The following is a 19,824-nucleotide window of genomic DNA, read 5'->3' as shown; positions in this document are numbered from 1 at the left end:
ATTACACCACCGACTCCGGCCCCTGCCTACCCGGCGGAATCCGGGTCCGGCCTGCGGATGCGCGACTGCAGCCACGGTCCGCAGACCAGCAGCCCGAAGTGCGCGGCGAACGCGTGGCCGAGCAGCGTGACGATCGAGTCGAGACTCGTCGGGTCGTCGCTCAGCCAGATCGCCGCGATGAACGCCTCGGTCGCGGCCAGCGCCAGCAGCCGCACGCGGCCGGGCAGGAAGAACACGAGCGCGCCGGCTGTGGTGAAGAAGCCGTAGCTGACCCCGATGTCGAGCCAGTGCGCGGCCGAACCGGGCAGCACGTGCGCCGTGATCAGGGCCATTACCGGCAGCTCGGTGACGAGCGTGGCCACGATGTGGCCGGAGAAGAACACCAGCGCGGTGCGGCGGGCGCCGAACCGGCGTTCCAGCGGCGCGACGGCGACCGCGAAGATCAGCGCGTAGGGCAGCCAGCTTTCGCCGGGCAGCCAGATCGCGCTGGTCAGCAGGGAGGTCAGCGGGCGGCGCCAGAGGTTGTGGGCGTCGGTGCTGGACAGCCGGAGCAGCCGGTCCGTCAGTGCGGGGTCGGCGAACCGGAGCAGCAGCGTCGTGCCCAGCAGGAGCACCAGGTAGCCGAAGGTGAACGGCGTCGCCCTGGGGCTGGGGACGTACCGGAGCAACGCCCACGGGCTGCGGCGGCGCGCGACGGCGATCGAGGGGATCGGCCGGTCGGCTTTCAGCAGCATGGACCGAGCTTCGGTGGTCATGCTGGGAGTATCACGAGCGTCAGCTTAGAAAACGCTGTGGATGTCACTCACTGTCAGATCTTGCGTTACGTGACGAATTTTTGCCGCTACTTCACCCGTTCGGGGGGCTTTTACGGTAAGAATACGGCCACGATGACGGCCGAATGGGCCTCTCGGGAAGGTCTGCCGGGGTGAACGACGAGGTATCGGTCGCCGAGCTGCTCGTGCGCGAGGGCTGGGGCGATGGTCCGGGACCAGGCCAGTCACGCTGGCGGGTGGTCGCGGTGATGCTCGCCGTCATCGTGGGCTGCGGCGCCGCCGCGGCCCTGGTCGCCTTCGGCGGCAACCAGCGCCAGGACGCTTCCCCGGTCGACCAGATCCAGGTCATCCCGTTCCCCCAGCGCACCACCGGGCTGGGCGGTGCCGACCAGGCCACGGACTCGCCGCCCGACGGCGGGATCGGCGGCGGCACCGGCGGCGACGTCGTCACCGCGTCGAACGAGCACCGCGGCACCGTCACCGAGGTGCCGGGCCGCGACCCGGCCACCGCGACCGGCGGCACCGGAACCGCGAGCCCGACCGCCACGCCGTCTGGCTCCGACCCCTCGGCCACCGGCACCGCGATGACGACACCGCCGGGCAACCCGCCGCCGCCCTCCGGCAGCCGCCCGCCGACGCCGACCACCACGCCGCGGCCCGAGCCGTCGTGCATCCTGGGGATCATCTGCTGGTGATCAGGCCAGCTGCTCGGCGATGTCGCTGAAGTCCGAGGTGTTCCAGCGCTCCGGGCGCATCACGATCGCGATGTTCTGCCCGTGCGCCTCATCGGTCGCGTCGGTGTACGCCTCGCTCACGCCCGGCGGCAGGTAGCGGGCCGCCATCTCGTGCCGCTGCGCCTTCGTCATCGGCCACGACTCGACGACCGGGCCCTCGACCGAGACGTACTTGTAGACGCCGTCCTGCTGCTGCACGCACAGCGCGAACCGGCCGGCCGCCTCGATCAACCGGGTCTTGCGCAGGCCGGGCGAGGTCATGATGACGACGTCGCCGCCCGGCTCGTAGCGGTACCAGATCGGCGTGGTCAGCGGCGCCCGCCCAGCCTCGGCCGCGACGCTGAGCACGCCGACCTGCGGCTCGGCGAGGAACGCTTCGCGCTCGTCCTTGGTCATCTTGCGGGCCATCTCGGTCTCCTTAAAGCCATTTGATTTGACTTAAGGCTAGCCACGGGGCGACCGCAAAAGCAAGTGACTTTGCTTTAAGATGAGCTCATGACCCGACCCGGCGGCCGCAGCGCCCGCGTCCGCGAAGCGGTGCACGAAGCCGTCGTCGAGCTGCTCGCCGCGGGCGAGATCGACGCGGCCATCCCGAAGATCGCCGAGCGGGCGGGGGTGAACCCGACCAGCATCTACCGGCGCTGGGGCAGCCGGGACGCGCTGCTGCTCGACGCGGCGGTGACCCGCCTGCGGGCGACGTCGCCGATCCCGGACACCGGTTCGCTGCGCGGCGACCTGCTCGGCTGGGCCGAGGGCGTCGAACGCGCGATGCGCGACCGGCGCGGCCAGATCCTGCTCCGCGCGCTCGTCGCGACCCTGCGCCCGGACGAGAAACCGCTCGAATACCTGCGGGCCCGCGGCGACGATCTGCAGGCCGCCCTCGACAAGGCCGCGGCCCGCGGCGAGCCGGTGCCGTCGGTCGACGAGGTGCTCGACTACGTACTGGCCCCGTTCTACCTGCGCGTGCTGTTCCGGCGCCCGGTCGAGCCGGGCACCGCGGCCGAGCTCGTCGGCCGGCTGCTCAGGACCTGTTGAGCAGATCCGGCTCCGCGCGCCGGCCGAGGTGGTTGAACAGCAGGTTCAGGGCGAACGCCAGGATCGCCGTCACCGTGATCGAGCTGCCGAAGATCGTCTGCAGCCACGGCGGGAAGTGCTTGAAGAAGTCCGGCACGAACGCCGGCAGCAGACCGACCCCGAGCGCCACCGCGACGACGAAGGTGTTGTGGTTGCCGGAAAACTCGACCGTCCGGAGGTTCTGCGCGCCGACCGCGGCGACCATCGCGAACATCACCACCGCGACCCCGCCGACCACCGGTTCCGGGATGGCCGCGATGAACGCGCCGATCTTGGGCACCAGGCCCATCAGCACCAGGATCCCGCCGGTCACCGCGACCACCCAGCGGCTGCGCACGCCGGTCATCCGGACCAGGCCGACGTTCTGCGCGAACGCCGTGTCGGGGAAGGAGTTCATCACCCCGCCGAGCACGGCCGAGACGCCGTCGGTGGCCAGGCCGCGCGCGAGGTCGGCGTCGGTCGGCGGGCGCCCGGTGAGCTCGCCGACCGCGATCATGTCGGCCGTCGACTCGGTGAACGTCACCAGCATGACCACGCACATCGAGAGGATCGCCGCGACCGGGAAGGCCGGCGCGCCGAAGTGGAACGGCGCCGCGAGCCCGAACCAGCCGGCCGCGCCGAGGCCGTCCCAGTGCACCAGCCCCATCGGGATCGCCACGACCAGCCCGATCGCCAGCGCCAGCAGCGGCCCGATCTGGTTGGCGAACCCGCGCAGCACGCGGGTGAACAGCACCAGCAGCGCGACCACGCCGAAGGCCAGCCCGATGTGCGACGGCGCCGCGTAGTCCGGTGCGGTGCTGTCGTGGCCGGCGATCATCGCCGCGCCCGGTCCGAGCAGCGAGACGCCGATGACCAGCAGCAGCGTCCCGGTGACCAGCGGCGGGAAGAACCGGATCAGCTTCGCGAACGGCCGCGCGATGAGCAGCCCGAACACACCCGAGGCGAGCATCGCGCCGTAGACCGCGGGCAGGCCGTACTGCGACGCGATCAGGATCATCGGGTTGACGACGCTGAACGTCGCGCCCGCCACCACCGGCAGCCGGATGCCGAGCAGCTTCCCGATGCCGACGGCCTGTATCAGCGTCGCGATGCCCGCGACCAGCAGATCGGCGTTGACCAGCAGCCCGATCGTCGCCGGGTCGAGCTTGAGCGCGCTGCCGACGATCAGCGGCACGGCCACCGAACCGGCGTACATGATCGACATGTGCTGGAGGCCGAGCAGGGCCAGCCGCCCGGCGGGCAGACCCCGGTCGACCGGGTGGACCGCGGATTCCGTCATGAGCGGACGGTAGCAAGTCCGGGGCGCGACGATCATGGTTCAGGGGGCGGCGCGGAGGCCGGGAATGTGTGACCATCGGTGCATGACTTCGGGTGGCGTTTCCCAGGCAGGCCCGCCGTTCCGCGCCGATCACGTGGGGAGCCTGCTGCGGCCCCCGGTGCTGCGCGACGCGCGTAGGCGGCACGAAAGCGGTGAGATCGGCGCGGAGCAGCTGCGCGCGGTCGAGGACGACGCGATCCGCGACGTGATCAAGATGCAGAAGGCGGCCGGGCTGAGCTCGGCGACCGACGGCGAATTCCGGCGCGCGTCGTGGCACATGGACTTCATCTACTCCCTCGGCGGCGTCTCGAAGAGCGACCAGCGGCTGCACGTCAAGTTCCACAACCTGGCCGGTGACCTCGAGTTCAGCCCGCCGGGGCTGCAGGTCGACGGCAAGGTGCGGCTCGACGAGCCGATCTTCGCCGACCACTTCCGGTTCCTGCAGTCCCATGTGGACCCGGGCGTGACACCGAAGCTGACCATCCCGTCGCCGAGCATGGTCTACTACCGCGGCGGCAGGGCCGCGGTCAGTGAGAGCGTTTACCCGGACCTCGAGGAGTTCTTCGCCGACCTCAGCGCGGCCTACCGGCAGCAGGTTTCCGCCGTGCACGGCCTCGGCTGCCGGTACCTGCAGCTCGACGACACCAGCCTCGCCTACCTGAACGACCCGGCGCAGCGCGAGCTGGTCGCGCGGATGGGCGGCGACCCGGACACCCAGCACCTGCGCAACATCGCGACGATGAACGCGGCGCTGGACGGCCGTCCCGAAGACCTCACGGTGACCACGCACCTGTGCCGCGGCAACTTCCGGTCGTCCTGGGCGGCCGAGGGGAGCTACGAGTTCGTCGCGGAGGCGTTGTTCGGCGAGCTCGCCGTCGACGGGTTCTTCCTGGAGTACGACGACGAACGCTCCGGCGGCTTCGAGCCGCTGCGGTTCGTGCCGAAGGACAAGAAGGTGGTGCTCGGCCTGGTCACGACCAAACGGCCCGAACTGGAGGACCCGGACGTCCTGGTGCGGCGGATCGAGGAGGCGTCGCGGTACGTCGACATCGACCGGCTCTGCCTGTCCCCGCAGTGCGGCTTCTCCTCGACCGAGGAGGGCAACGACCTGACCGCGGACGACCAGATGCGCAAACTCGAGCTGATCGTGGCGACCGCCGACCGCGTCTGGGGCGGCCATTGATCACCTGCGTTGTCGACTACGTCATCGACCCCGCGAAGCTGCCCGACTTCGAACGCTTCGCCGCGGCGTGGATGCGCTTGGTGCAGCGGGAAGGCGGCATCCACCACGGCTACTTCCTGCCGGCGGAAGGGGCGAGCGACGAGGCCAGGGCGCTGTTCAGCTTCGAGAGCCTGGCGGCGTACGAGCGGTACCGCGGGCTGTTCGGCGTCGACCCGGACTTCATCGAGGCGGACAAGATCCGCGACGAGAGCGGGTGCGTGGTCCGGTACCGGCGCACGTTCATGCGCCCGCTGCTCCCGGACGACGACCTCTGACACGGGCTGCCCCGGGTGTGGCCCGGGGCAGCCTCCGGATCAGCCGCAGTTGCCCCAGGTGAGGCGACCGCCCGCGGCGTAGGCCCCGGCACCGGTCGCGGTGCGCGAGATGTAGCTCTGGTACTGGACGCAGCGGTTGTTCGCCGCGCCCTTGGCCGCCGCGTAGTACTTGAACGCGCCGACGTTTCCGATCCAGTCCGGGGTGCCCTGGATCCACAGCCAGGCTTCGGTGTACGTCGGCGTGCCGATGTCGATCGATTTGATGGTGGCGACGCAGTTGGCGTGCGCCGAGTTGTACATCAGGTAGACATCGCCCCACTTGGCCGAACCGTACTTCACCTCGCGGTGGCCGTCGGACGCGTACGACCACGAACCGCCGAAGTCGTTGGCGCACGCCTCCGCTGCGGTGTACGGGTTGGCCGCGGCCGAAGCCGACGGCGCCGCGAGTGCGGCCGCGCCGAGCGCGGCGGCCACCGAGATGCTCAATTTCGCCCAGAGTTTCACGTGTTCTCCCCTCGTTGCACCGTCTCCGGCGAGACGGCACCCCTCCTCACGCCTCCGCGCCACAGCGGGTTTAGCCGCGGCTTGCGGCATTTCCCGCGGGTGCGAAAACTGACCCCATGCGACACAGCGCGCAGCGGCCGCCGTCGGTGGTGGATCGCGTCCTCGACCTGCTGGGCGCCTTCACCGCCGATCGGCCGCGGCTGACGCTGTCCGAACTGAGCCGCCGGGCCGGGCTGCCGCTGTCGACCACGCACCGGCTCGCCGGCGAGCTCACCCGGCGTGGGGCACTGGTCCGCGACGAAACCGGGGCCTTCCGCGTCGGGCTGTGGCTGTGGGAAGTCGCCTCCCTCGCGCCGCACGGGGCCGAGCTGCGGGAGAGCGCGATGCCGTTCCTGGAGGACCTCTACGAAGCCACGCACCAGAACGTGCAGCTCGCGGTGCTCGACGGGCCCGAGGTCGTCTACGTCGAGCGCATCTCCGGCCGGGGCGCGGTCAACGTCCTGACCCGCGTCGGCGGACGGCTGCCCGCGCACGCCACCGGAGTCGGGCAGGTGCTGCTCGCGCACGCGCCCGCCGAGGTCCAGGAGGAAGTCCTGGCCGGTCCGCTCAAGACGTTCACCCCCAAGACGATCGGCTCGCCCGCGCGGCTGCGGCGGGTGCTGGCCGACGTCCGCCGGGACGGCTACGCCGTCAGCGACGGCCAGATCGAGCTGATCGCCCTGTCCGTGGCCGCCCCGGTCCGGGACGCGACGGACGACGTCGTGGCCGCGATCTCGGTGGTCGTCCCGGCGGCCGGGACGGACCCGCGGACGCTGGTCCCGGCGGTGCGGGCGGCCGCGCGGGGGATCTCGCGGGTGCTGGGCGCACCGCGGCCGTCCGGTGGGCCGCGCCTCGACTGACCGCGCCCGTTGTGGTCGGATGAGGTCGAGGGCAACCGGATGGGGTGAGGAGAAGGAATGACCACCGTGCTCGTCGTCGGTGCCGGTCAGAGCGGGTTCCAGGCCGTGGCTTCGCTGCGGGACCGGGGTTTCGCCGGCCGGGTCGTGCTGGTCGGGGACGAGCCCGGCGTGCCCTACCAGCGGCCGCCGCTGTCGAAGGCCTACCTGGCCGGGACGGCCGGGCTCGAGCAGCTGCACCTGCGCGGTGAGGACTTCTTCGCCGAGAAGGACATCGAGCTGGTCTCCGGCCGGGTCGCGGAAATCGACCGCGCGGCGGCGAAGGTCCGGCTCGAAGACGGCCGCGAACTGGACTACGACTTCCTCGTCCTGGCCACCGGCGCCCGCAACCGGACGCTGCCGGTGCCCGGCGCGGACCTCCCGGGCGTGCTGACCCTGCGCACCCGCGACGACGCCGACCGGCTCCGCGAGTCGCTCGAACGGGCCGAGCACGTCGTCGTGGCCGGTGGCGGGTTCATCGGGCTGGAGTTCGCCTCGCACGCCGGCCGCCCGGTGACGATCGTCGAGATGCAGGACCGCCTGCTCAACCGGGTCGCGACGCCGGAGATCTCCGCGTACTTCGCCGACCTGCACCGCAACGCCGGGCACACGGTGGTGCTCGGCCAGGGTGTCGCGGCTCTCCACGGCGACTCGCGGGTGCGGGAGGTCGAGCTGTCCGACGGCACCCGGCTGCCCGCCGACCTGGTCGTCGTCGCCGTCGGCGTGGTGCCCGAAACCTCGCTGGCCGAGGCGGCAGGCCTGCCGGTGCGCAACGGCGTCGTCGTCGACGCGCACCTGCGGACGGCGGACGAGAAGATCTTCGCCATCGGCGACTGCGCCAACTTCCCGTGCGTGCAGGCAGGCGCCGAGACCCGGCTGGAGTCCGTGCAGAACGCCGTCGACCAGGCCCGGTGCGTGGCCGCGGCGATCACCGGGACCGCGGAACCGTACGCCAGCCTGCCCTGGTTCTGGACCGACCAGGCCGGCGCCAAGCTGCAGATCGCCGGCATCCTCTCGGGCGCCGACCGCACGGTGGTCGCGGGCGACCCGGCCGCGGGCAAGTTCTCGGTGCTGTCCTTCCGCGACGACGTCCTCATCGCGGTCGAGTCGGTGAACCGGCCCGCCGACCACATCGCGGCGCGCCGCCTGTTCACGGCCGAGCCGAAACCCGCGTACGCCGACCTCGAAGCGAGCGATTTCGACCTCAAGGCGCACCTGAAGTCACGAGCGGCGTGACGCGCACGCAGGTCGCGGTCATCGGTTCCGGCCCAGCCGGGTTGCTGCTGTCGTTCCTGCTGCACTGGGCCGGGATCGACTGCGTGGTCCTGAAAGCCCGCGACCGCGAGTACGGCTGACCGCGCGGCTCGAATTCGAGGGCGAGTTCACCTTGTGCGAAGGCCCGACCTCGATAAGGGCATCACGACGATGCTGCACACCGACCCGCACGCGGATGGCTTCACGCGGCAGTTGCAGCTGTCGCAGTTGCGCTTCGCGACGTCGTCACACGCGGCCGCGACGAGCCTGGCTGAGAACTACGTCGGGCTGCCGCTCGCCTGAGATCGTCAACTCTTGGTTGACGCAAAGAGATCGTCAACCTACAGTTGACGGTATGACCCTGCCCTTCAACGTCAAGCTCGACGACCTCATCAACGCCATCAAGAGCAACCACGACCACGACGCCCTGGCCCAGTTGACCGACGCGGTCTACCTGGGCCAGCACCTCGGCGAGGTGGCTGACCACCTGATCGGCCACTTCGTCGACCAGGCCCGGCGGTCCGGGGCGTCCTGGACCGAGATCGGCGCCAGCATGGGCGTCACGAAACAGGCCGCCCAGAAGCGGTTCGTGCCGAAGGTGGATCCCGGTGGCGACCTGAGCGGGAACATCGAGCGCGTCTACGGCCGCTACACCGACCGCGCGCGACACGTCGTCGTCGAAGCCCAGAAGGCGGCTGTCACGCACGCCAGCCCGGAGATCGACACCGTGCACATCGTGCTGGGCCTGCTGACCGAGCCCGCCGCGCTGGCGGCCGGGGCGATCCTGGCCCAGGGCGTGCAGCTGGACGCCGTCCGCGAAGCCGCCGAAGCGCGGCTGCCCGAGCCGGTCGACCCGGTGCCGAACGTGGTCCCGTTCTCCGCCGCCGCCAAGAAGACCCTCGAGCTGACCATGCGCGAAGGCCTGCGGCTCGGGCACAACTACATCGGCACCGAGCACATGCTGCTGGCCCTGCTGGAACAGGGCGAAGGCAGTGGCTTCGAGGTGCTCGACGGCCTGGGGGTCAAGAAGGACAAGGCCGAGGCGAAGATCGTGGAGGTGCTGGCGGAACTCCTCGCCGCCCGGGGGCAGTGAGGCTCCTGCTGGCCGCCGCGCTGCTCGCGGTGGTCCTGGTGACGCTGCTCTGACCGGGTGGGACCAGGGGGTCTTCCCGGTCAGAGCAGCGGCCGGTCAGGCTTCGGACTCCGGGCGGCCGTCGGCGGCCCAGGCCGTGTGGAACGAGCCTTCGCGGTCCACCCGGCGGTAGGTGTGGGCGCCGAAGAAGTCGCGCTGGCCCTGGACCAACGCCGCCGGCAGCCGGTCGGCGCGGAGGCCGTCGTAGTACGCCAGCGCCGTCGAGAAGCCCGGCGTCGGGATGCCGAGCTGGACCGCCGTCGAGATCACCGAACGCCACGAGTCCTGCGCGTCCTCGACCGCCTTGCGGAAGCCGCCCGAGGTGAGCAGCGTCGGCAGCTGCGGCTCCTCGGCGTAGGCGGAGGTGATGTCGTTGAGGAACTTCGCGCGGATGATGCAGCCGCCGCGCCAGATCGAGGCGACCTTGCCGAGGTCGATGTCCCAGCCGTACTCGGTCGCGCCTGCCTGGATCTGGTTGAAGCCCTGCGCGTACGCGACCACCTTCGACGCGTACAGCGCCTGCTCGACGTCGTCGGCGAAGCGCTCCAGCGACGACCCGGACAGCGGAGCCGCCGAAGGGCCGCCGAGCCCGCGGGCCGCCGCGCGCAGCGGCTTGGACCCGGACAGCGAACGCGCGAAGACGGCTTCGGCGATGCCCGAGATCGGGACACCGAGGTCGAGGCCGATCTGCACCGTCCAGCGTCCGGTGCCCTTCTGCTCGGCGGCGTCCTCGACGACGTCGACGAACGGCTTGCCGGTCGCCTGGTCGACGTGCGCGAGCACCTCGGCGGTGATCTCGATCAGGTAGGAGTCGAGCCGCCCGGTGTTCCAGGTGCGGAACACGTCGGCGATCTCGGCGGGGGAGTAGCCGCCGGCGTGGCGCAGCAGGTCGAACGACTCCGCGATCAGCTGCATGTCGGCGTACTCGATGCCGTTGTGCACCATCTTGACGAAGTGGCCGGCGCCGTCCGCGCCGATGTGCGTGCAGCACGGCTCGCCGTCGACCTTCGCCGAGATGTCCTCGAACAGCGGGCCGAGCGACTCGTACGACTCCTTCGAGCCGCCGGGCATGATGCTCGGCCCGTGCAGCGCGCCTTCCTCGCCGCCCGAGACGCCGCTGCCGACGAAGTGCAGGCCGCGTTCGCGCAGCGCCTTCTCGCGGCGGCGCGTGTCGGCGAAGTGCGCGTTGCCGGCGTCGATGATCACGTCGCCCTCTTCGAGCAGCGGCGCGAACTCCTCGATGACGGCGTCGGTCGGGCCGCCCGCCTTGACCATGATCACGACCTGGCGCGGCCGCTCCAGCGCGTTGACGAACTCCTGCGCGGAGTACGCCGGGATGAAGTCGCCCTCGTCGCCGAACTGCTCCACCAGCGCGCGGGTCCGCTCCTCGGACCGGTTGTGCAGGGCCACCGTGTGGCCGTGCCGGGCCAGGTTGCGGGCCAGGTTGCGGCCCATGACCGCCAGGCCGGTGACCCCGATGCTCGCCTTCTTGCTCATCCGAATCCTTCCGAAGTCTCTCTCGATTCAGACACTAGTCCGATCGACGCCTCATGGGAGGCCACGGAGGAGCAGCTCACCTAGTTCAGGAGAAGCAGCGGATGGGTCCCTTGTTGAAGGCGAGCATGTCGGTGATCGCGGCGACCAGGTCGATCTCCGCGCCCCACTCGGCGCCGTCGAGTTCGGCGTACGCCCGGTGCAGGTTGCCGGGTAGCCGCTCTTGCTCGGAGAGCGACGCGAACTCGCCGAGGTCCGTCTCCTTCGCCAGCTCCAGCGGCGACAACCCGGCGGCCTTCCCGCGCTCGGCCGTCTTCTGGACGAACCCGAGGTATTCGTCCACTTTGTCCACCACGTCGAGCCCGCACGGACCCCCGTGACCAGGCAAGATCACCTCGGGGGACAGCTCCCGGATGATGTCGAGGCCCTGGCGCCACCCGGCCACCGAGCCCATCAGCGCGAACGGGCTGCCGCCGTGGAACACCAGGTCACCGGCGTAGAGGACCCGCTGGGCGGGCAGCCAGACCAGGACGTCGTTGGTCGTGTGGGCCGCGTGGCCGGGGTGGATCAGCTGGATCTCGACGTCGCCGGCGTACAGCGTGAGCCGGTCGTCGAAGACGATCTCGGGCGGCCGGGACCGCAGTTCGCCCCAGTCGCTGCCGACGAAGACGCCCTCGAACGTCTGGATGCCTTCGGCGACCAGCAGCTCACGCGTCTTGCGGTGGCCGACCACCGCGGCGCCCTCGACCAGGTAGTTGCCGTTGGTGTGGTCACCGTGGTGGTGGGTGTTCACCAGCGTCGTCACCGGGCTGCCGGTGGTCGCTTCGACCGCGGCGAGCAGCGCGCGCGTGCGCCGCTCGGTCGAGCAGGTGTCGATCAGCACGGTGTGGTCGCCGGCGTCGACGAACCCGCAGTTGTTGATGTACCAGGAGCCGTCCGGCTGGACGTAGCCGTGGACCTGGTCGGCCAGCCGGGTGACGGCGGCGGCGGAGGGCGAACGATCGGTCACGGGGTCACTATGCCCGAGAGCAGGCTCCGCCGGTTGGCCGAATAATTCGGAATTTCGCTGGTCCAGGCGAGTGATAGCGCAGGTGACTGGCAATCTGCGACGTTTCCTGGAACGCTGCGCGATGTCATCATCGAGATCCGCAAGGTTAAGCACTAACCTGGGTGGGTTCGATAGTTCGCGTGCGACGGCGGCCGGTGGCCGCCGTTGCTTGGTAGTGGTCCGGGAGAGCAGGGCGATGGCCAGCACCGTCACCTCGCGCCGGAAGCAGCTCGGGAACGAGCTCCGGCATGCCCGCACCGCGGCGCGGATGACACAGCAGCAGGTCGCCGAGGTCCTCGGCTGCACCCAGGGCAAGGTCAACAAGATCGAGTCCGGTGCCGTCGGGGTGAAACTCGGGGATGTGCGATCGATGCTGAACGCGTTCGGGATCAACGGCGAAGAGGCCGACACGCTGATGAACCTGGCGCGGGCCGCCGCCGGGCAGCGCGGCCACTGGTCCGGCTACCGCTCGGTGGTGCCGCACTGGTTCCGCACCTTCACCGACCTGGAGCCCGCGGCCGCGGAGATCCTCACCTGGCACGGTGAGCGCATCCCGGGCCCGCTGCAGTCCGAGCACTACATGCTCAAGCAGTTCACCGAGGCCGGCGCGACGGACGTGACGTCGCTGGTCCGCAACCGCCTCGACCGCAAGGCGGTGTTCGAACAGCAGCAGCCGCCCTACTACCGGTTCATCATCAGCGAAGGCGCGCTGCGCCGGGCCCCCGGCGGGTACGCGCCGGCGGTGATGCTCGACCAGGTCGAGCACCTGCTCTCGCTGGAGAAGCACCCGCGCGTCTACGTGCACGTGCTGCCGTTCGGCGCGCGGCTGGCCGCGGTGCCCAACGACTTCACGATCATGCGGTTCCCGGACCGCACTCGCGACTTCGTCTACATCGAGCACTCCGCGGGCGGGCTGTACCTGGACGACGTCAAGGACTTCAACATCTTCGTCGACTCGTGGGACAGGCTGCGCGGTGCCGCGCTGGAGCGGCAGGAGACCCGGCAGTTCCTCAAGGAGCTTGCAGAGGGTTACCGCGCGCAGATGCAGCAGCTCCAATAGGGCGAATGGCGGCGGCAGCTGTCCCGACCGGTGAACAACTTTCGGTAGAGTCACTCTGTTGCGCTTGAATCCACCGGAAGTGGACACCGTGGACCCCGACTTCCTGCCCGACGCCGTCGACCTGGACCGGCCGAACGTGGCGAGGATCTACGACTGGGCGCTCGGCGGCACCGCGAACTGGGCCATCGACCGCCAGTACGGCGAGCAGGCGCTGAAGGTCTTCCCGCTGGCGAAGACCCTGGCCCGCGCGAACCGCGACTTCCTGGGCCGGGCGGTGCGCTACTGCGTCGGGCAGGGCATCACCCAGTTCCTCGACCTCGGCTCCGGCATCCCGACGTCCGGCAACGTGCACGAGGTGGCCGACGACCACAGCGACGACAGCCGGTGCGTCTACGTCGACAACGAGCCGGTGGCCGTCGCGCACGCCCGGATGCTGCTCGAGGAAGCAGGCGACCCCGAGCGGCACGCCGTGCTGCACGCCGACCTGCGGGACGCCGGCGACGTCTGGGACGCCGCGCTCGACACCGGCGTGCTCGACCCGGACCGGCCGATCTGCCTGCTCACCGTGGCGGTGCTGCACTTCCTGCCGGACGTCACCGGTGTCCGCGAAGCCATCGGCGCCTACCGGACGCTGCTGGCGCCCGGGTCGGCGTACGTGCTTTCGCACGCGACCGAGTCCGGCGTCGACGGCGAAGAGCTGGAGCAGATCCGGAAGCTCGTGAAGCTGTCGGAGCGGTCGAGCTCGCCCGCGGTTTCCCGGTCCCTCGACGAGATTGCCGCCTTCTTCGGTACCTTCGACGTCATCGAGCCCGGGATCGTGCCTGTGGGAGAGTGGCGTCCCGAGCCCGGCGCCGCCACGGTCCCCCTCGCGAGCGTGGTCGGCGGTGTCGGCCGCAAGCCTGGAGGACGCAATGACGACGCAGGACCCCGAAGCCCCTGAAGGCGTGGACCTGGACCGGCCGAACGCCGCCCGCATCTACGACTGGTTCCTCGGCGGCGACGCCAACTGGGCCATCGACCGGCAGTTCGGGGAGCAGGCGGTCAAGACCTTCCCGATGATCAAGACCGTCGCCCGCGTCGGCCGCGACTTCCTCGGCCGCGGCGTGCGGTACCTGGCGCGCAACGGGATCGACCAGTTCCTCGACCTCGGCTCCGGCGTCCCCACGGTCGGCAACGTCCACGAGGTCGCGACCGCGGTGAACCCGGACGCCCGGTGCGTGTACGTCGACAACGAGCCGGTCGCCGTGGCCCACTCGCAGATCCTGCTGGAGAAGGAGGGCGTCGCCGGGCGGCACGCGGTGCTGCAGGGCGACCTGCGCGACCCGGCCGACATCTGGAAGCGCGCGCTCGACACCGGTGTCCTCGACCCGAACCGCCCGATCGGCTTGATCATGGTCGGCGTCCTGTACTTCCTCGGCGCCGACGAGCCGGTGGCCCAGACCATCCAGAAGTACCTGTCGCTGCTGCCCTCCGGCTCGTACTTCCTGTCCTCGCACCTGACGAGCGACGGACTGGAGGAGATGGCCGACGCGGAGAGCCGCGAGTCGATCATGAAGCAGTACAACCAGTCCAGCACCCCGCTGCACCTGCGCAGCCGGGCGGAGTTCACGTCCTTCTTCGAGGGGCTGGAGCTGGTCGAGCCGGGCATCGTCTACCTGCCGGAGTGGCACCCGGAGGAAATCGAGTCGCGGGCCACCAAGAAGCTCGCGAACGACCCGGCGTTCGTCGGCCACCTCTGCGGCCTCGGCCGCAAGCCGTGACGGCGGCCGCCTACGACGCGGTCGCCGTCCAGTACGCGGAATTCGCCGCCGAGGTCTGGGACAGGCACCCGCTGGAGTGGGCGGTCTGGACCGCGTTCGCGGATTCCGTGCGCGGCCGCGGCCCGGTCGCCGACCTCGGCTGCGGACCCGGCCACCTCACCGCGCACCTGCGTTCGCTGGGGCTCGACGCGTTCGGCGTCGACCTGTCCCCGGCGATGGTCGCGCTCGCCGGGGCCGCCCACCCGGACCTGCGGTTCGAAGTGGGTTCGATGGCGGCGCTGGACCTGCCGGACGCTTCGCTCGGCGGGATCCTGTCGTGGTACTCGGTGATCCACACCACGCCGGCGGAGCTGCCGGGGTACTTCGCCGAATTCGCCCGAACGTTGGTGCCGGGTGGTCACGTTCTGTTGGGGTGCTTCGAATCCCGCGGTGGTCCGCGGACGACGTTCGACCACAAGGTGACGACGGCCTACTGCTGGCCGCTGGACGAACTGGCGGGCATCGCGGCCGCGGCGGGCCTCACCGAGGTGGGACGGGTGCTGCGGGAACCGGGCCCGGACGAGCGGCCGCTGCGGCACGGCAGCCTGCTGCTCCGGAAACCGTAGCCGCGGACGGCAAGAGCCCCGGTTCCGCAGGAAACCGGGGCTCTTCGGTGGTGGTGCGGCAGTTCAGGCTCGGGAACCGATGCGGCCGCGCAGCAACGGTGCCAGGTCGATCGAAGCTTCCAGCGGGCGGGTGGTCCGGACCCCGTCGGCGTGGCGCCGCAGCGGGAGGTCCTGGTCCGTGGCCCAGGTCGTGGTCTTGCGCAGCGGGGCCTGGATCAGGCTGAAGCCGAAGCGGTTCCGCAGCTCGTTCCCGATGCCCCGGCGGCCACGGTGTTCTTCGTCCTCGCGGCGGAAGAGCGAGTTCACCCGGACTGCCATTCGTCTACACCCCCAGCTCTGGTCGCGCTGCTTCGGCGTCTCGCAGGGAAAACGCTTCCGCATCCGGAGTTCGGACCAGCTCGGTCACGGTGAGCGCGCCGGGCGGCGCACCTTCCTCGACGATCACGCTGTTCCTCCCCCATGAGGTCCTGCGGTGGTTGGCTTGGTTACGGCAAGGGGTCCTTCAACGCTTCGGCCCGCCCCGACGACCGCCCGCCGCGAGCAGGCAGTCATTCACCGACACGAGCGCCCCGGCCGATGCGATTAATCCTACTCCTGGAATAATCTTCATGTCGAGGCCGGACCCAGTTGATCACCCGCTTGGCCCTGTGGCTTGCTCCATTGAGACACTGAGTAGCCGGGAGCGGGTGCCTTCGACCAGGTCACGACCGCGCCCCCCATCGATCCTCGGAGGTACGACCCATGGCGGATTATCCGTCGTTCGCGGATTACGATCCGAACACGGCCGTGTCTATGTTCGAAGAGGCCGCCTGGGAGAAGTCGTTCGCCAGCGAGCCCAACGGCGGCAGCTGTGTCGAGGTCAACCTGGGCCGGGACGGCGTGATCGGCGTCCGGGACACCAAGCTCGCGACCAGCCCGGTCTTCGTGTTCGACACCGCCGAGTGGGAAGCGTTCCTGATCGCCGTCAAGGCCGGGCAGTTCGACCTGCCCGCCTGAACCGGCGATCACCGGCGTCCGGACCGTGCTGCGGAAGAACAATGCCGAAGGCCCCCTTCCCCGCTCTCCACGGTGAAGGAGGCCTTCGCGACCGCCGGAATACGTCCGGGCACCCGATGTGAGGGGAATCTCACCCGATTGCCGGAAGCTCGCCGCCGCGCAAGCGGCTGCGGGTCCGGCGCCAGGCCACCACGACGAGCGCCACCAGCCCGATCAGCGGGAGCGTGCTGATCGCCCAGCTCAAGCCCATCGGCGGCCCCGGCTGTTCCAGCACCGGCAGCGCACGCAGCTCGCCGGTGCCGGAGCCGGCGGGGCCGTTGACCGTGAAGCGGAACGTCCAGTCACCCGGCCGCGGCATCGACCGGACGTCGAGCCCCCACACCTCGCGCTTGCGCGGGTGCCGGACCAGCGGCTGGGCCCGGCGCTGGGCGCCGTCGGGGCCGGACATGGCGAGCGTGCCGGACTTGCCCTCGATCCCGCCGTCGGGGATGAAGGTGAAGTCCAGTGACTGCATGGCTTTCAGCGGCCAGGTGCTGAACCCGACGGTCAGCCCGTACGGCCCGGCCTGCACCCGCTCGGTGTGCACGATGTTGACCGGCTCGTAGGCGTTCGCCGGCGCGGCCGTGGCGAACAGGAGCCCGGCGACGGCGGCCAAGGCGAACAAACTCTTACGCATCAGCGGTTTCCCCCTTCTTCGCGGGCGCCAGCAGGCAGAGCATCCCGCCGAACCGCCACCCGGCGAACCCGCCGAGCAGCCCCAGTGCCGCGCTGAGCACGGCGGTCGTCGTCAGGTACCCGGCCGGCGGCACGTGCGCGCCGGTGTAGAGCAGGGCCCGCTGCAGCGGCAGGCTCAGCCCGAGCAGCAACCCGGCGAGCCCGCCGGCGACCACGGACACCCGGCCTGCGCGCCACTCTCGCCGTCGTCCGGCGAGGTAGCCGAGCTCCATCAGCGCGGCCACCGGCAGCAGGGCCATCGGCGCCAGCGACGGCATCGCCGGCACGCCGGAAACCGCGTCCCGCATCGGCAGGCCGACCAGGTCGGCGTACGCCTGCGCCGCCCACGGCGAGAACCACCAGAAGACCGCCTGCACGGCCGCGACCATCGCCGCGGTGCCGACCGCCCCGCCCGGGCGGCGGGTGAACCCGGCGCCGACGGAGACCAGCAGCACCGCCATCATCGACGTCCCGATCGCCACGGGGTCGGCGTAGTCGTTCGGCACCTGCTGCAACCCGAGGGCCAGCACCGGCCCGAAGGTGAGCAGCACGGTCAGCGACGCCAGCGTGCCGAGCCGGCCCCAGCGGTGTTCGCGCGCCGCGGCGAACACCGCGGTCGTGCCGATGAGCGACACCGTGATCGCCAGCAGCAGCCCGATGTGCGGCGGCGAGTCGATGACCGCGTCGAAGCCGTAGAGCCCGTGCCACCACTGGTCCCACAGCCCGTACAGCAGGAACGTCGCCGCGCCCACGCCCGAAACCAGATAGCCCAGCGGTGCCGCGAAAGTCCGGCCGAACACGTTGACCACGCGCCCGCCGATCCGCGGGTCGACCGGCCGTCCCGCGCGCCGCGCCGCCGTCGTCAGCAGCACGACGGCGAGGCTCGCCAGGCCGACGACCGCGCTGCCCGCGTACAGGAACAGGTGCGGCAGCGTGAAGAACGTGTCCGGCCCGACGTCGTCGTGCCACTGGATGTCCCAGGTGAGACCGACCAGTGACAGCAGCGAGCCGCCGAGCACGACGTTCGCCGGCAGCAACCCCGTTCGCGCCTGTTTCGGCACCGACGTGGCGCGCACGCCGGATGCGGTGAGATCCATGCCCCCTCCTTTACTTGACCAACACGGGAAAGACGACCTGCGCGGGCCCGCCGGGGCCGCGCAGCGAAACGGTGATCTCCCACTGCCCGGCCATCGGCAGCCCGACGCCGGTGGCGCGGAAGCGGCCGGGCCCGTCCGGCCCGGCGGGCACCGGGGGGAACGCGTGTCCCATCTGCGCCATGACCGGCGCGACCGTGACGGTGTCGGGCGCGGGTCCGGTCACCGCCACCGCGAACGTGTTGCCGCCGATTCGGGGCTGCTCTGCGGAGAACTCGACGGTGTACGGGCCGGAAACCGCTTGCTGGGTGGTGGGTTTCGCGGCACCGCCGCCCCACAGCAGCCACGCGGCCCCGGCCGCGACGACCAGGACGACGACGGCGATCAGCAACGTCGGGCGCCTCATCGGCCCGCCCCCGTCGCCGGGACGTCGACCACGGCGGGCACGGTGAGCACCCGGTAGCCGCGTTCGGCCTGCAGCCAGATCCGGTACCGGCCGGGCTGGGCGAAGGTGTAGGTGAAGCCGACGTCCGGCCCGTACGCAGCGACTGTCTCATCAGGACGGTCGAGCTGGCCGGCGACCGGCGGGAGCATCGCGTGAACGTGGGCCCAGGTGGGTGCCTTCGCGGCGCTTTCCCCGACCGGCCCGTCGATCGGGCCGGTGATGATCAGGTGGCCGAGCATGCCCAGCCACGGCTGGAGGTCCTGGGCCGGGAAGCGGGCGGTGATGGTCGTCGGCGTGCCGGAGCTGACGGTGAGTTCGACCGGGGTGCCGTCGACCGTCCGCGGGCCGGCGGCGGGCGGTTCGGGCGCGGGTGCGGCGATGCCGTGGAGGTCCACAGTGGACCGGACCAGCTGCACGCCGCCGCCGCGCCGGGCCAGTTCCGCGGCGACGGCGTAGGTGCCCGGCTCCGGATCGCTCACGTGGACGCGGTAGTCGCCGGGGCCGACGCGCACCGGGTGCAGGTGGCTCAGCCGCCCGGACGGCGAAACGAGCACCAGGTGGACGAGGGCGTTGTCGCGCACCAGCAGGTCGTCGGCCGGGCGGCCGGTGGCGCCGTCGGTGAGCCGCAGCCGCAGGCCGTCCCGTTCCGCGGCGACGGCGAGGTTCACCGGCGGCCGTGAGTAATCCACTGTGGACAAGCGGGCGGCGGCGTACGGGTCGGTGACGTTGTCGAAGGTCGGGTCCAGCTGGCTGCCGGGCGCGGGCGGCGGGGGCGTGCTCGCCGACAGCAGCGCACCGGTGACGGCGACGGCGATCGCGGCGACCACGCCGGCGCCCGGGATGAGCGCGAACGCGGTCCGCCGGGCCCGCACGCCGACGACCAGGGCGATGAGCAGGAACGCGCCCGCCGCGACGAACCCGCCGTAGGCCGCCTTCTCCCACGGCGGCACCACCCGCGCGGGCACGATGAACGGGATCGTGGCCCGCTGCCCGGTGTCGTCGCTCAGCGAGAGTTCCCACGGTCCCGGTTTGTCGACTTGGAGATTCCCCGGGTGGACACCGGGTGTCGCGCCGAGGACGACGTCCGCGCGCGAACTCGGGACACCGTCGGCCGCGACGGCCAGGTGCAGCGTGCCGGGCGCGGTGCCCTGGTGCGTCACCACGTCGACCCGCAGCGGCGACGGCGTCGTGTCGACGCGGCGGATGATCACGGTCAGTTCGCGGGCGCCGAGTGTCTGGGCGACCTGGATGTCGGTGCCCGTCGGTGCGCCGTCGGCGTACGCGATCCCGCCGCCGGCCAGGATCCCCCAGGTGGCCAGCAGCATCAGCAGCGCCGCTTTCGATTTGCTCCCCATTGTGACGTGAACCTAACCGGCGAAACCGGTGG

25 protein-coding genes and 1 pseudogene are annotated in these 19,824 nt (G+C 71.0%); 14 read left to right on the top strand and 12 right to left on the bottom strand.

The genetic code is table 11. The features are described from left to right. Nucleotides 1-26: 26 nt before the first annotated feature. Nucleotides 27-755 (bottom strand): rhomboid-like protein, encoded by a 729-nt coding sequence (locus tag HUT10_RS25510; protein WP_254897028.1) that lies wholly within the window; start codon nucleotides 753-755, stop codon nucleotides 27-29. Nucleotides 756-925: 170 nt separating this feature from the next. On the opposite strand from HUT10_RS25510, the gene HUT10_RS25505 reads away from it, so the two are divergent. Next, complete coding sequence (locus HUT10_RS25505; protein ID WP_176173519.1) at nucleotides 926-1,468, top strand: hypothetical protein; 543 nt, start codon at nucleotides 926-928, stop codon at nucleotides 1,466-1,468. On the opposite strand, the gene HUT10_RS25500 is transcribed toward HUT10_RS25505, so the two are convergent. Beyond that, nucleotides 1,469-1,915: a pyridoxamine 5'-phosphate oxidase family protein gene (locus HUT10_RS25500; protein ID WP_176173518.1), complete on the bottom strand. Its 447-nt coding sequence runs from the start codon at nucleotides 1,913-1,915 to the stop codon at nucleotides 1,469-1,471. Nucleotides 1,916-2,002: 87 nt separating this feature from the next. Between HUT10_RS25500 and HUT10_RS25495 the strand changes: the two genes are divergently transcribed. Then, a complete protein-coding gene (locus HUT10_RS25495) occupies nucleotides 2,003-2,542 on the top strand; it encodes a TetR/AcrR family transcriptional regulator (protein ID WP_176173517.1) in 540 nt (179 codons plus the stop codon). On the opposite strand, the gene HUT10_RS25490 is transcribed toward HUT10_RS25495, so the two are convergent. Continuing rightward, on the bottom strand, nucleotides 2,529-3,860 hold the full coding sequence (locus HUT10_RS25490; protein ID WP_176173516.1) for a nucleobase:cation symporter-2 family protein: 1,332 nt from the start codon (nucleotides 3,858-3,860) through the stop codon (nucleotides 2,529-2,531). The two genes, HUT10_RS25495 and HUT10_RS25490, sit on opposite strands and share 14 nt — an antisense overlap. Before the next feature lie 82 nt (nucleotides 3,861-3,942). Between HUT10_RS25490 and HUT10_RS25485 the strand changes: the two genes are divergently transcribed. Both HUT10_RS25485 and HUT10_RS25480 read left to right on the top strand, forming a co-directional pair. Continuing rightward, nucleotides 3,943-5,082 (top strand): 5-methyltetrahydropteroyltriglutamate--homocysteine S-methyltransferase, encoded by a 1,140-nt coding sequence (locus tag HUT10_RS25485; protein ID WP_176173515.1) that lies wholly within the window; start codon nucleotides 3,943-3,945, stop codon nucleotides 5,080-5,082. Then, nucleotides 5,079-5,396 carry an NIPSNAP family protein gene (locus HUT10_RS25480; protein WP_176173514.1) on the top strand — a complete coding sequence of 106 codons (318 nt, stop codon included), beginning with the start codon at nucleotides 5,079-5,081 and terminating at the stop codon, nucleotides 5,394-5,396. The genes HUT10_RS25485 and HUT10_RS25480 overlap by 4 nt, the downstream gene beginning before the upstream one ends. A 39-nt stretch (nucleotides 5,397-5,435) precedes the next feature. Here the strand turns inward: HUT10_RS25480 and HUT10_RS25475 are convergent, their stop codons facing one another. Beyond that, a complete protein-coding gene (locus HUT10_RS25475; protein WP_176173513.1) occupies nucleotides 5,436-5,900 on the bottom strand; it encodes a hypothetical protein in 465 nt (154 codons plus the stop codon). Between the two features lie 116 nt (nucleotides 5,901-6,016). Between HUT10_RS25475 and HUT10_RS25470 the strand changes: the two genes are divergently transcribed. The 5 genes and pseudogenes from HUT10_RS25470 to HUT10_RS25450 all read left to right on the top strand — a co-directional run bounded on the left by HUT10_RS25470 (nucleotide 6,017) and on the right by HUT10_RS25450 (nucleotide 9,182). Next, on the top strand, nucleotides 6,017-6,799 hold the full coding sequence (locus HUT10_RS25470) for an IclR family transcriptional regulator (protein WP_176173512.1): 783 nt from the start codon (nucleotides 6,017-6,019) through the stop codon (nucleotides 6,797-6,799). Nucleotides 6,800-6,856: 57 nt separating this feature from the next. Next, the gene (locus HUT10_RS25465) at nucleotides 6,857-8,071 is read left to right on the top strand and encodes an NAD(P)/FAD-dependent oxidoreductase (RefSeq protein WP_176173511.1); all 1,215 of its coding nucleotides are present in this window, start codon (nucleotides 6,857-6,859) and stop codon (nucleotides 8,069-8,071) included. After that, a complete protein-coding gene (locus tag HUT10_RS25460; RefSeq protein ID WP_176173510.1) occupies nucleotides 8,068-8,190 on the top strand; it encodes an FAD-dependent monooxygenase in 123 nt (40 codons plus the stop codon). Before HUT10_RS25465 ends, HUT10_RS25460 begins: the two co-directional genes overlap by 4 nt. 61 nt (nucleotides 8,191-8,251) lie before the next feature. Next, nucleotides 8,252-8,392 (top strand): annotated as a pseudogene (locus HUT10_RS25455) (4-hydroxybenzoate 3-monooxygenase); the annotation flags it as partial. 52 nt (nucleotides 8,393-8,444) lie between these two features. Then, the gene (locus HUT10_RS25450; RefSeq protein WP_176173509.1) at nucleotides 8,445-9,182 is read left to right on the top strand and encodes a Clp protease N-terminal domain-containing protein; all 738 of its coding nucleotides are present in this window, start codon (nucleotides 8,445-8,447) and stop codon (nucleotides 9,180-9,182) included. Nucleotides 9,183-9,278: 96 nt separating this feature from the next. Here HUT10_RS25450 and gndA read toward each other — a convergent pair whose 3' ends face one another. Both gndA and HUT10_RS25440 read right to left on the bottom strand, forming a co-directional pair. Then, nucleotides 9,279-10,718 (bottom strand): NADP-dependent phosphogluconate dehydrogenase, encoded by a 1,440-nt coding sequence (gene gndA, locus HUT10_RS25445; protein WP_176173508.1) that lies wholly within the window; start codon nucleotides 10,716-10,718, stop codon nucleotides 9,279-9,281. A gap of 85 nt (nucleotides 10,719-10,803) precedes the next feature. Then, nucleotides 10,804-11,724 carry an MBL fold metallo-hydrolase gene (locus HUT10_RS25440; protein WP_176173507.1) on the bottom strand — a complete coding sequence of 307 codons (921 nt, stop codon included), beginning with the start codon at nucleotides 11,722-11,724 and terminating at the stop codon, nucleotides 10,804-10,806. A 235-nt stretch (nucleotides 11,725-11,959) separates the two neighbouring features. On the opposite strand from HUT10_RS25440, the gene HUT10_RS25435 reads away from it, so the two are divergent. The 4 genes from HUT10_RS25435 (at nucleotide 11,960) to HUT10_RS25420 (ending at nucleotide 15,188) form a co-directional block, all read left to right on the top strand. Next, nucleotides 11,960-12,823 carry a helix-turn-helix transcriptional regulator gene (locus HUT10_RS25435; RefSeq protein WP_013222333.1) on the top strand — a complete coding sequence of 288 codons (864 nt, stop codon included), beginning with the start codon at nucleotides 11,960-11,962 and terminating at the stop codon, nucleotides 12,821-12,823. A gap of 88 nt (nucleotides 12,824-12,911) precedes the next feature. Further along, nucleotides 12,912-13,763, top strand: coding sequence for an SAM-dependent methyltransferase (locus HUT10_RS25430; RefSeq protein ID WP_176177996.1), 852 nt, complete (start codon nucleotides 12,912-12,914; stop codon nucleotides 13,761-13,763). After that, the gene (locus HUT10_RS25425; RefSeq protein ID WP_176173506.1) at nucleotides 13,735-14,583 is read left to right on the top strand and encodes an SAM-dependent methyltransferase; all 849 of its coding nucleotides are present in this window, start codon (nucleotides 13,735-13,737) and stop codon (nucleotides 14,581-14,583) included. The genes HUT10_RS25430 and HUT10_RS25425 overlap by 29 nt, the downstream gene beginning before the upstream one ends. Beyond that, nucleotides 14,580-15,188, top strand: coding sequence for a class I SAM-dependent methyltransferase (locus HUT10_RS25420; protein WP_176173505.1), 609 nt, complete (start codon nucleotides 14,580-14,582; stop codon nucleotides 15,186-15,188). The genes HUT10_RS25425 and HUT10_RS25420 overlap by 4 nt, the downstream gene beginning before the upstream one ends. 63 nt (nucleotides 15,189-15,251) lie before the next feature. Here the strand turns inward: HUT10_RS25420 and HUT10_RS25415 are convergent, their stop codons facing one another. Both HUT10_RS25415 and HUT10_RS51890 read right to left on the bottom strand, forming a co-directional pair. Next, nucleotides 15,252-15,506, bottom strand: a complete 255-nt coding sequence (locus HUT10_RS25415; RefSeq protein ID WP_176173504.1) for a hypothetical protein — start codon at nucleotides 15,504-15,506, stop codon at nucleotides 15,252-15,254. 4 nt (nucleotides 15,507-15,510) lie between these two features. Continuing rightward, entirely contained in the window at nucleotides 15,511-15,633 is a 123-nt protein-coding gene (locus HUT10_RS51890; protein ID WP_303246979.1) for a hypothetical protein, read from the bottom strand. A gap of 296 nt (nucleotides 15,634-15,929) precedes the next feature. Between HUT10_RS51890 and HUT10_RS25410 the strand changes: the two genes are divergently transcribed. Next, complete coding sequence (locus tag HUT10_RS25410; RefSeq protein ID WP_003097427.1) at nucleotides 15,930-16,184, top strand: DUF397 domain-containing protein; 255 nt, start codon at nucleotides 15,930-15,932, stop codon at nucleotides 16,182-16,184. A 130-nt stretch (nucleotides 16,185-16,314) separates the two neighbouring features. Here the strand turns inward: HUT10_RS25410 and HUT10_RS25405 are convergent, their stop codons facing one another. Genes HUT10_RS25405 through HUT10_RS25390 form a run of 4 tightly spaced genes read right to left on the bottom strand, consistent with a single transcriptional unit; the run spans nucleotide 16,315 to nucleotide 19,792 of the window. Beyond that, the gene (locus tag HUT10_RS25405; RefSeq protein WP_176173503.1) at nucleotides 16,315-16,860 is read right to left on the bottom strand and encodes a hypothetical protein; all 546 of its coding nucleotides are present in this window, start codon (nucleotides 16,858-16,860) and stop codon (nucleotides 16,315-16,317) included. Next, nucleotides 16,853-17,995: a hypothetical protein gene (locus tag HUT10_RS25400; RefSeq protein WP_176173502.1), complete on the bottom strand. Its 1,143-nt coding sequence runs from the start codon at nucleotides 17,993-17,995 to the stop codon at nucleotides 16,853-16,855. The genes HUT10_RS25405 and HUT10_RS25400 overlap by 8 nt, the downstream gene beginning before the upstream one ends. A 10-nt stretch (nucleotides 17,996-18,005) precedes the next feature. Further along, the gene (locus tag HUT10_RS25395; protein ID WP_176173501.1) at nucleotides 18,006-18,398 is read right to left on the bottom strand and encodes a FixH family protein; all 393 of its coding nucleotides are present in this window, start codon (nucleotides 18,396-18,398) and stop codon (nucleotides 18,006-18,008) included. Beyond that, nucleotides 18,395-19,792, bottom strand: a complete 1,398-nt coding sequence (locus HUT10_RS25390) for a hypothetical protein (protein WP_176173500.1) — start codon at nucleotides 19,790-19,792, stop codon at nucleotides 18,395-18,397. Before HUT10_RS25390 ends, HUT10_RS25395 begins: the two co-directional genes overlap by 4 nt. Between the last annotated feature and the right edge of the window lie 32 nt (nucleotides 19,793-19,824).

It is taken from the genome of Amycolatopsis sp. Hca4 (assembly GCF_013364075.1).
In the GTDB taxonomy this organism is placed as follows: domain Bacteria; phylum Actinomycetota; class Actinomycetes; order Mycobacteriales; family Pseudonocardiaceae; genus Amycolatopsis.
The sequence above is the reverse complement of the archived record's forward strand: the minus strand, read 5'-3'. Positions and strand labels throughout refer to the sequence as shown.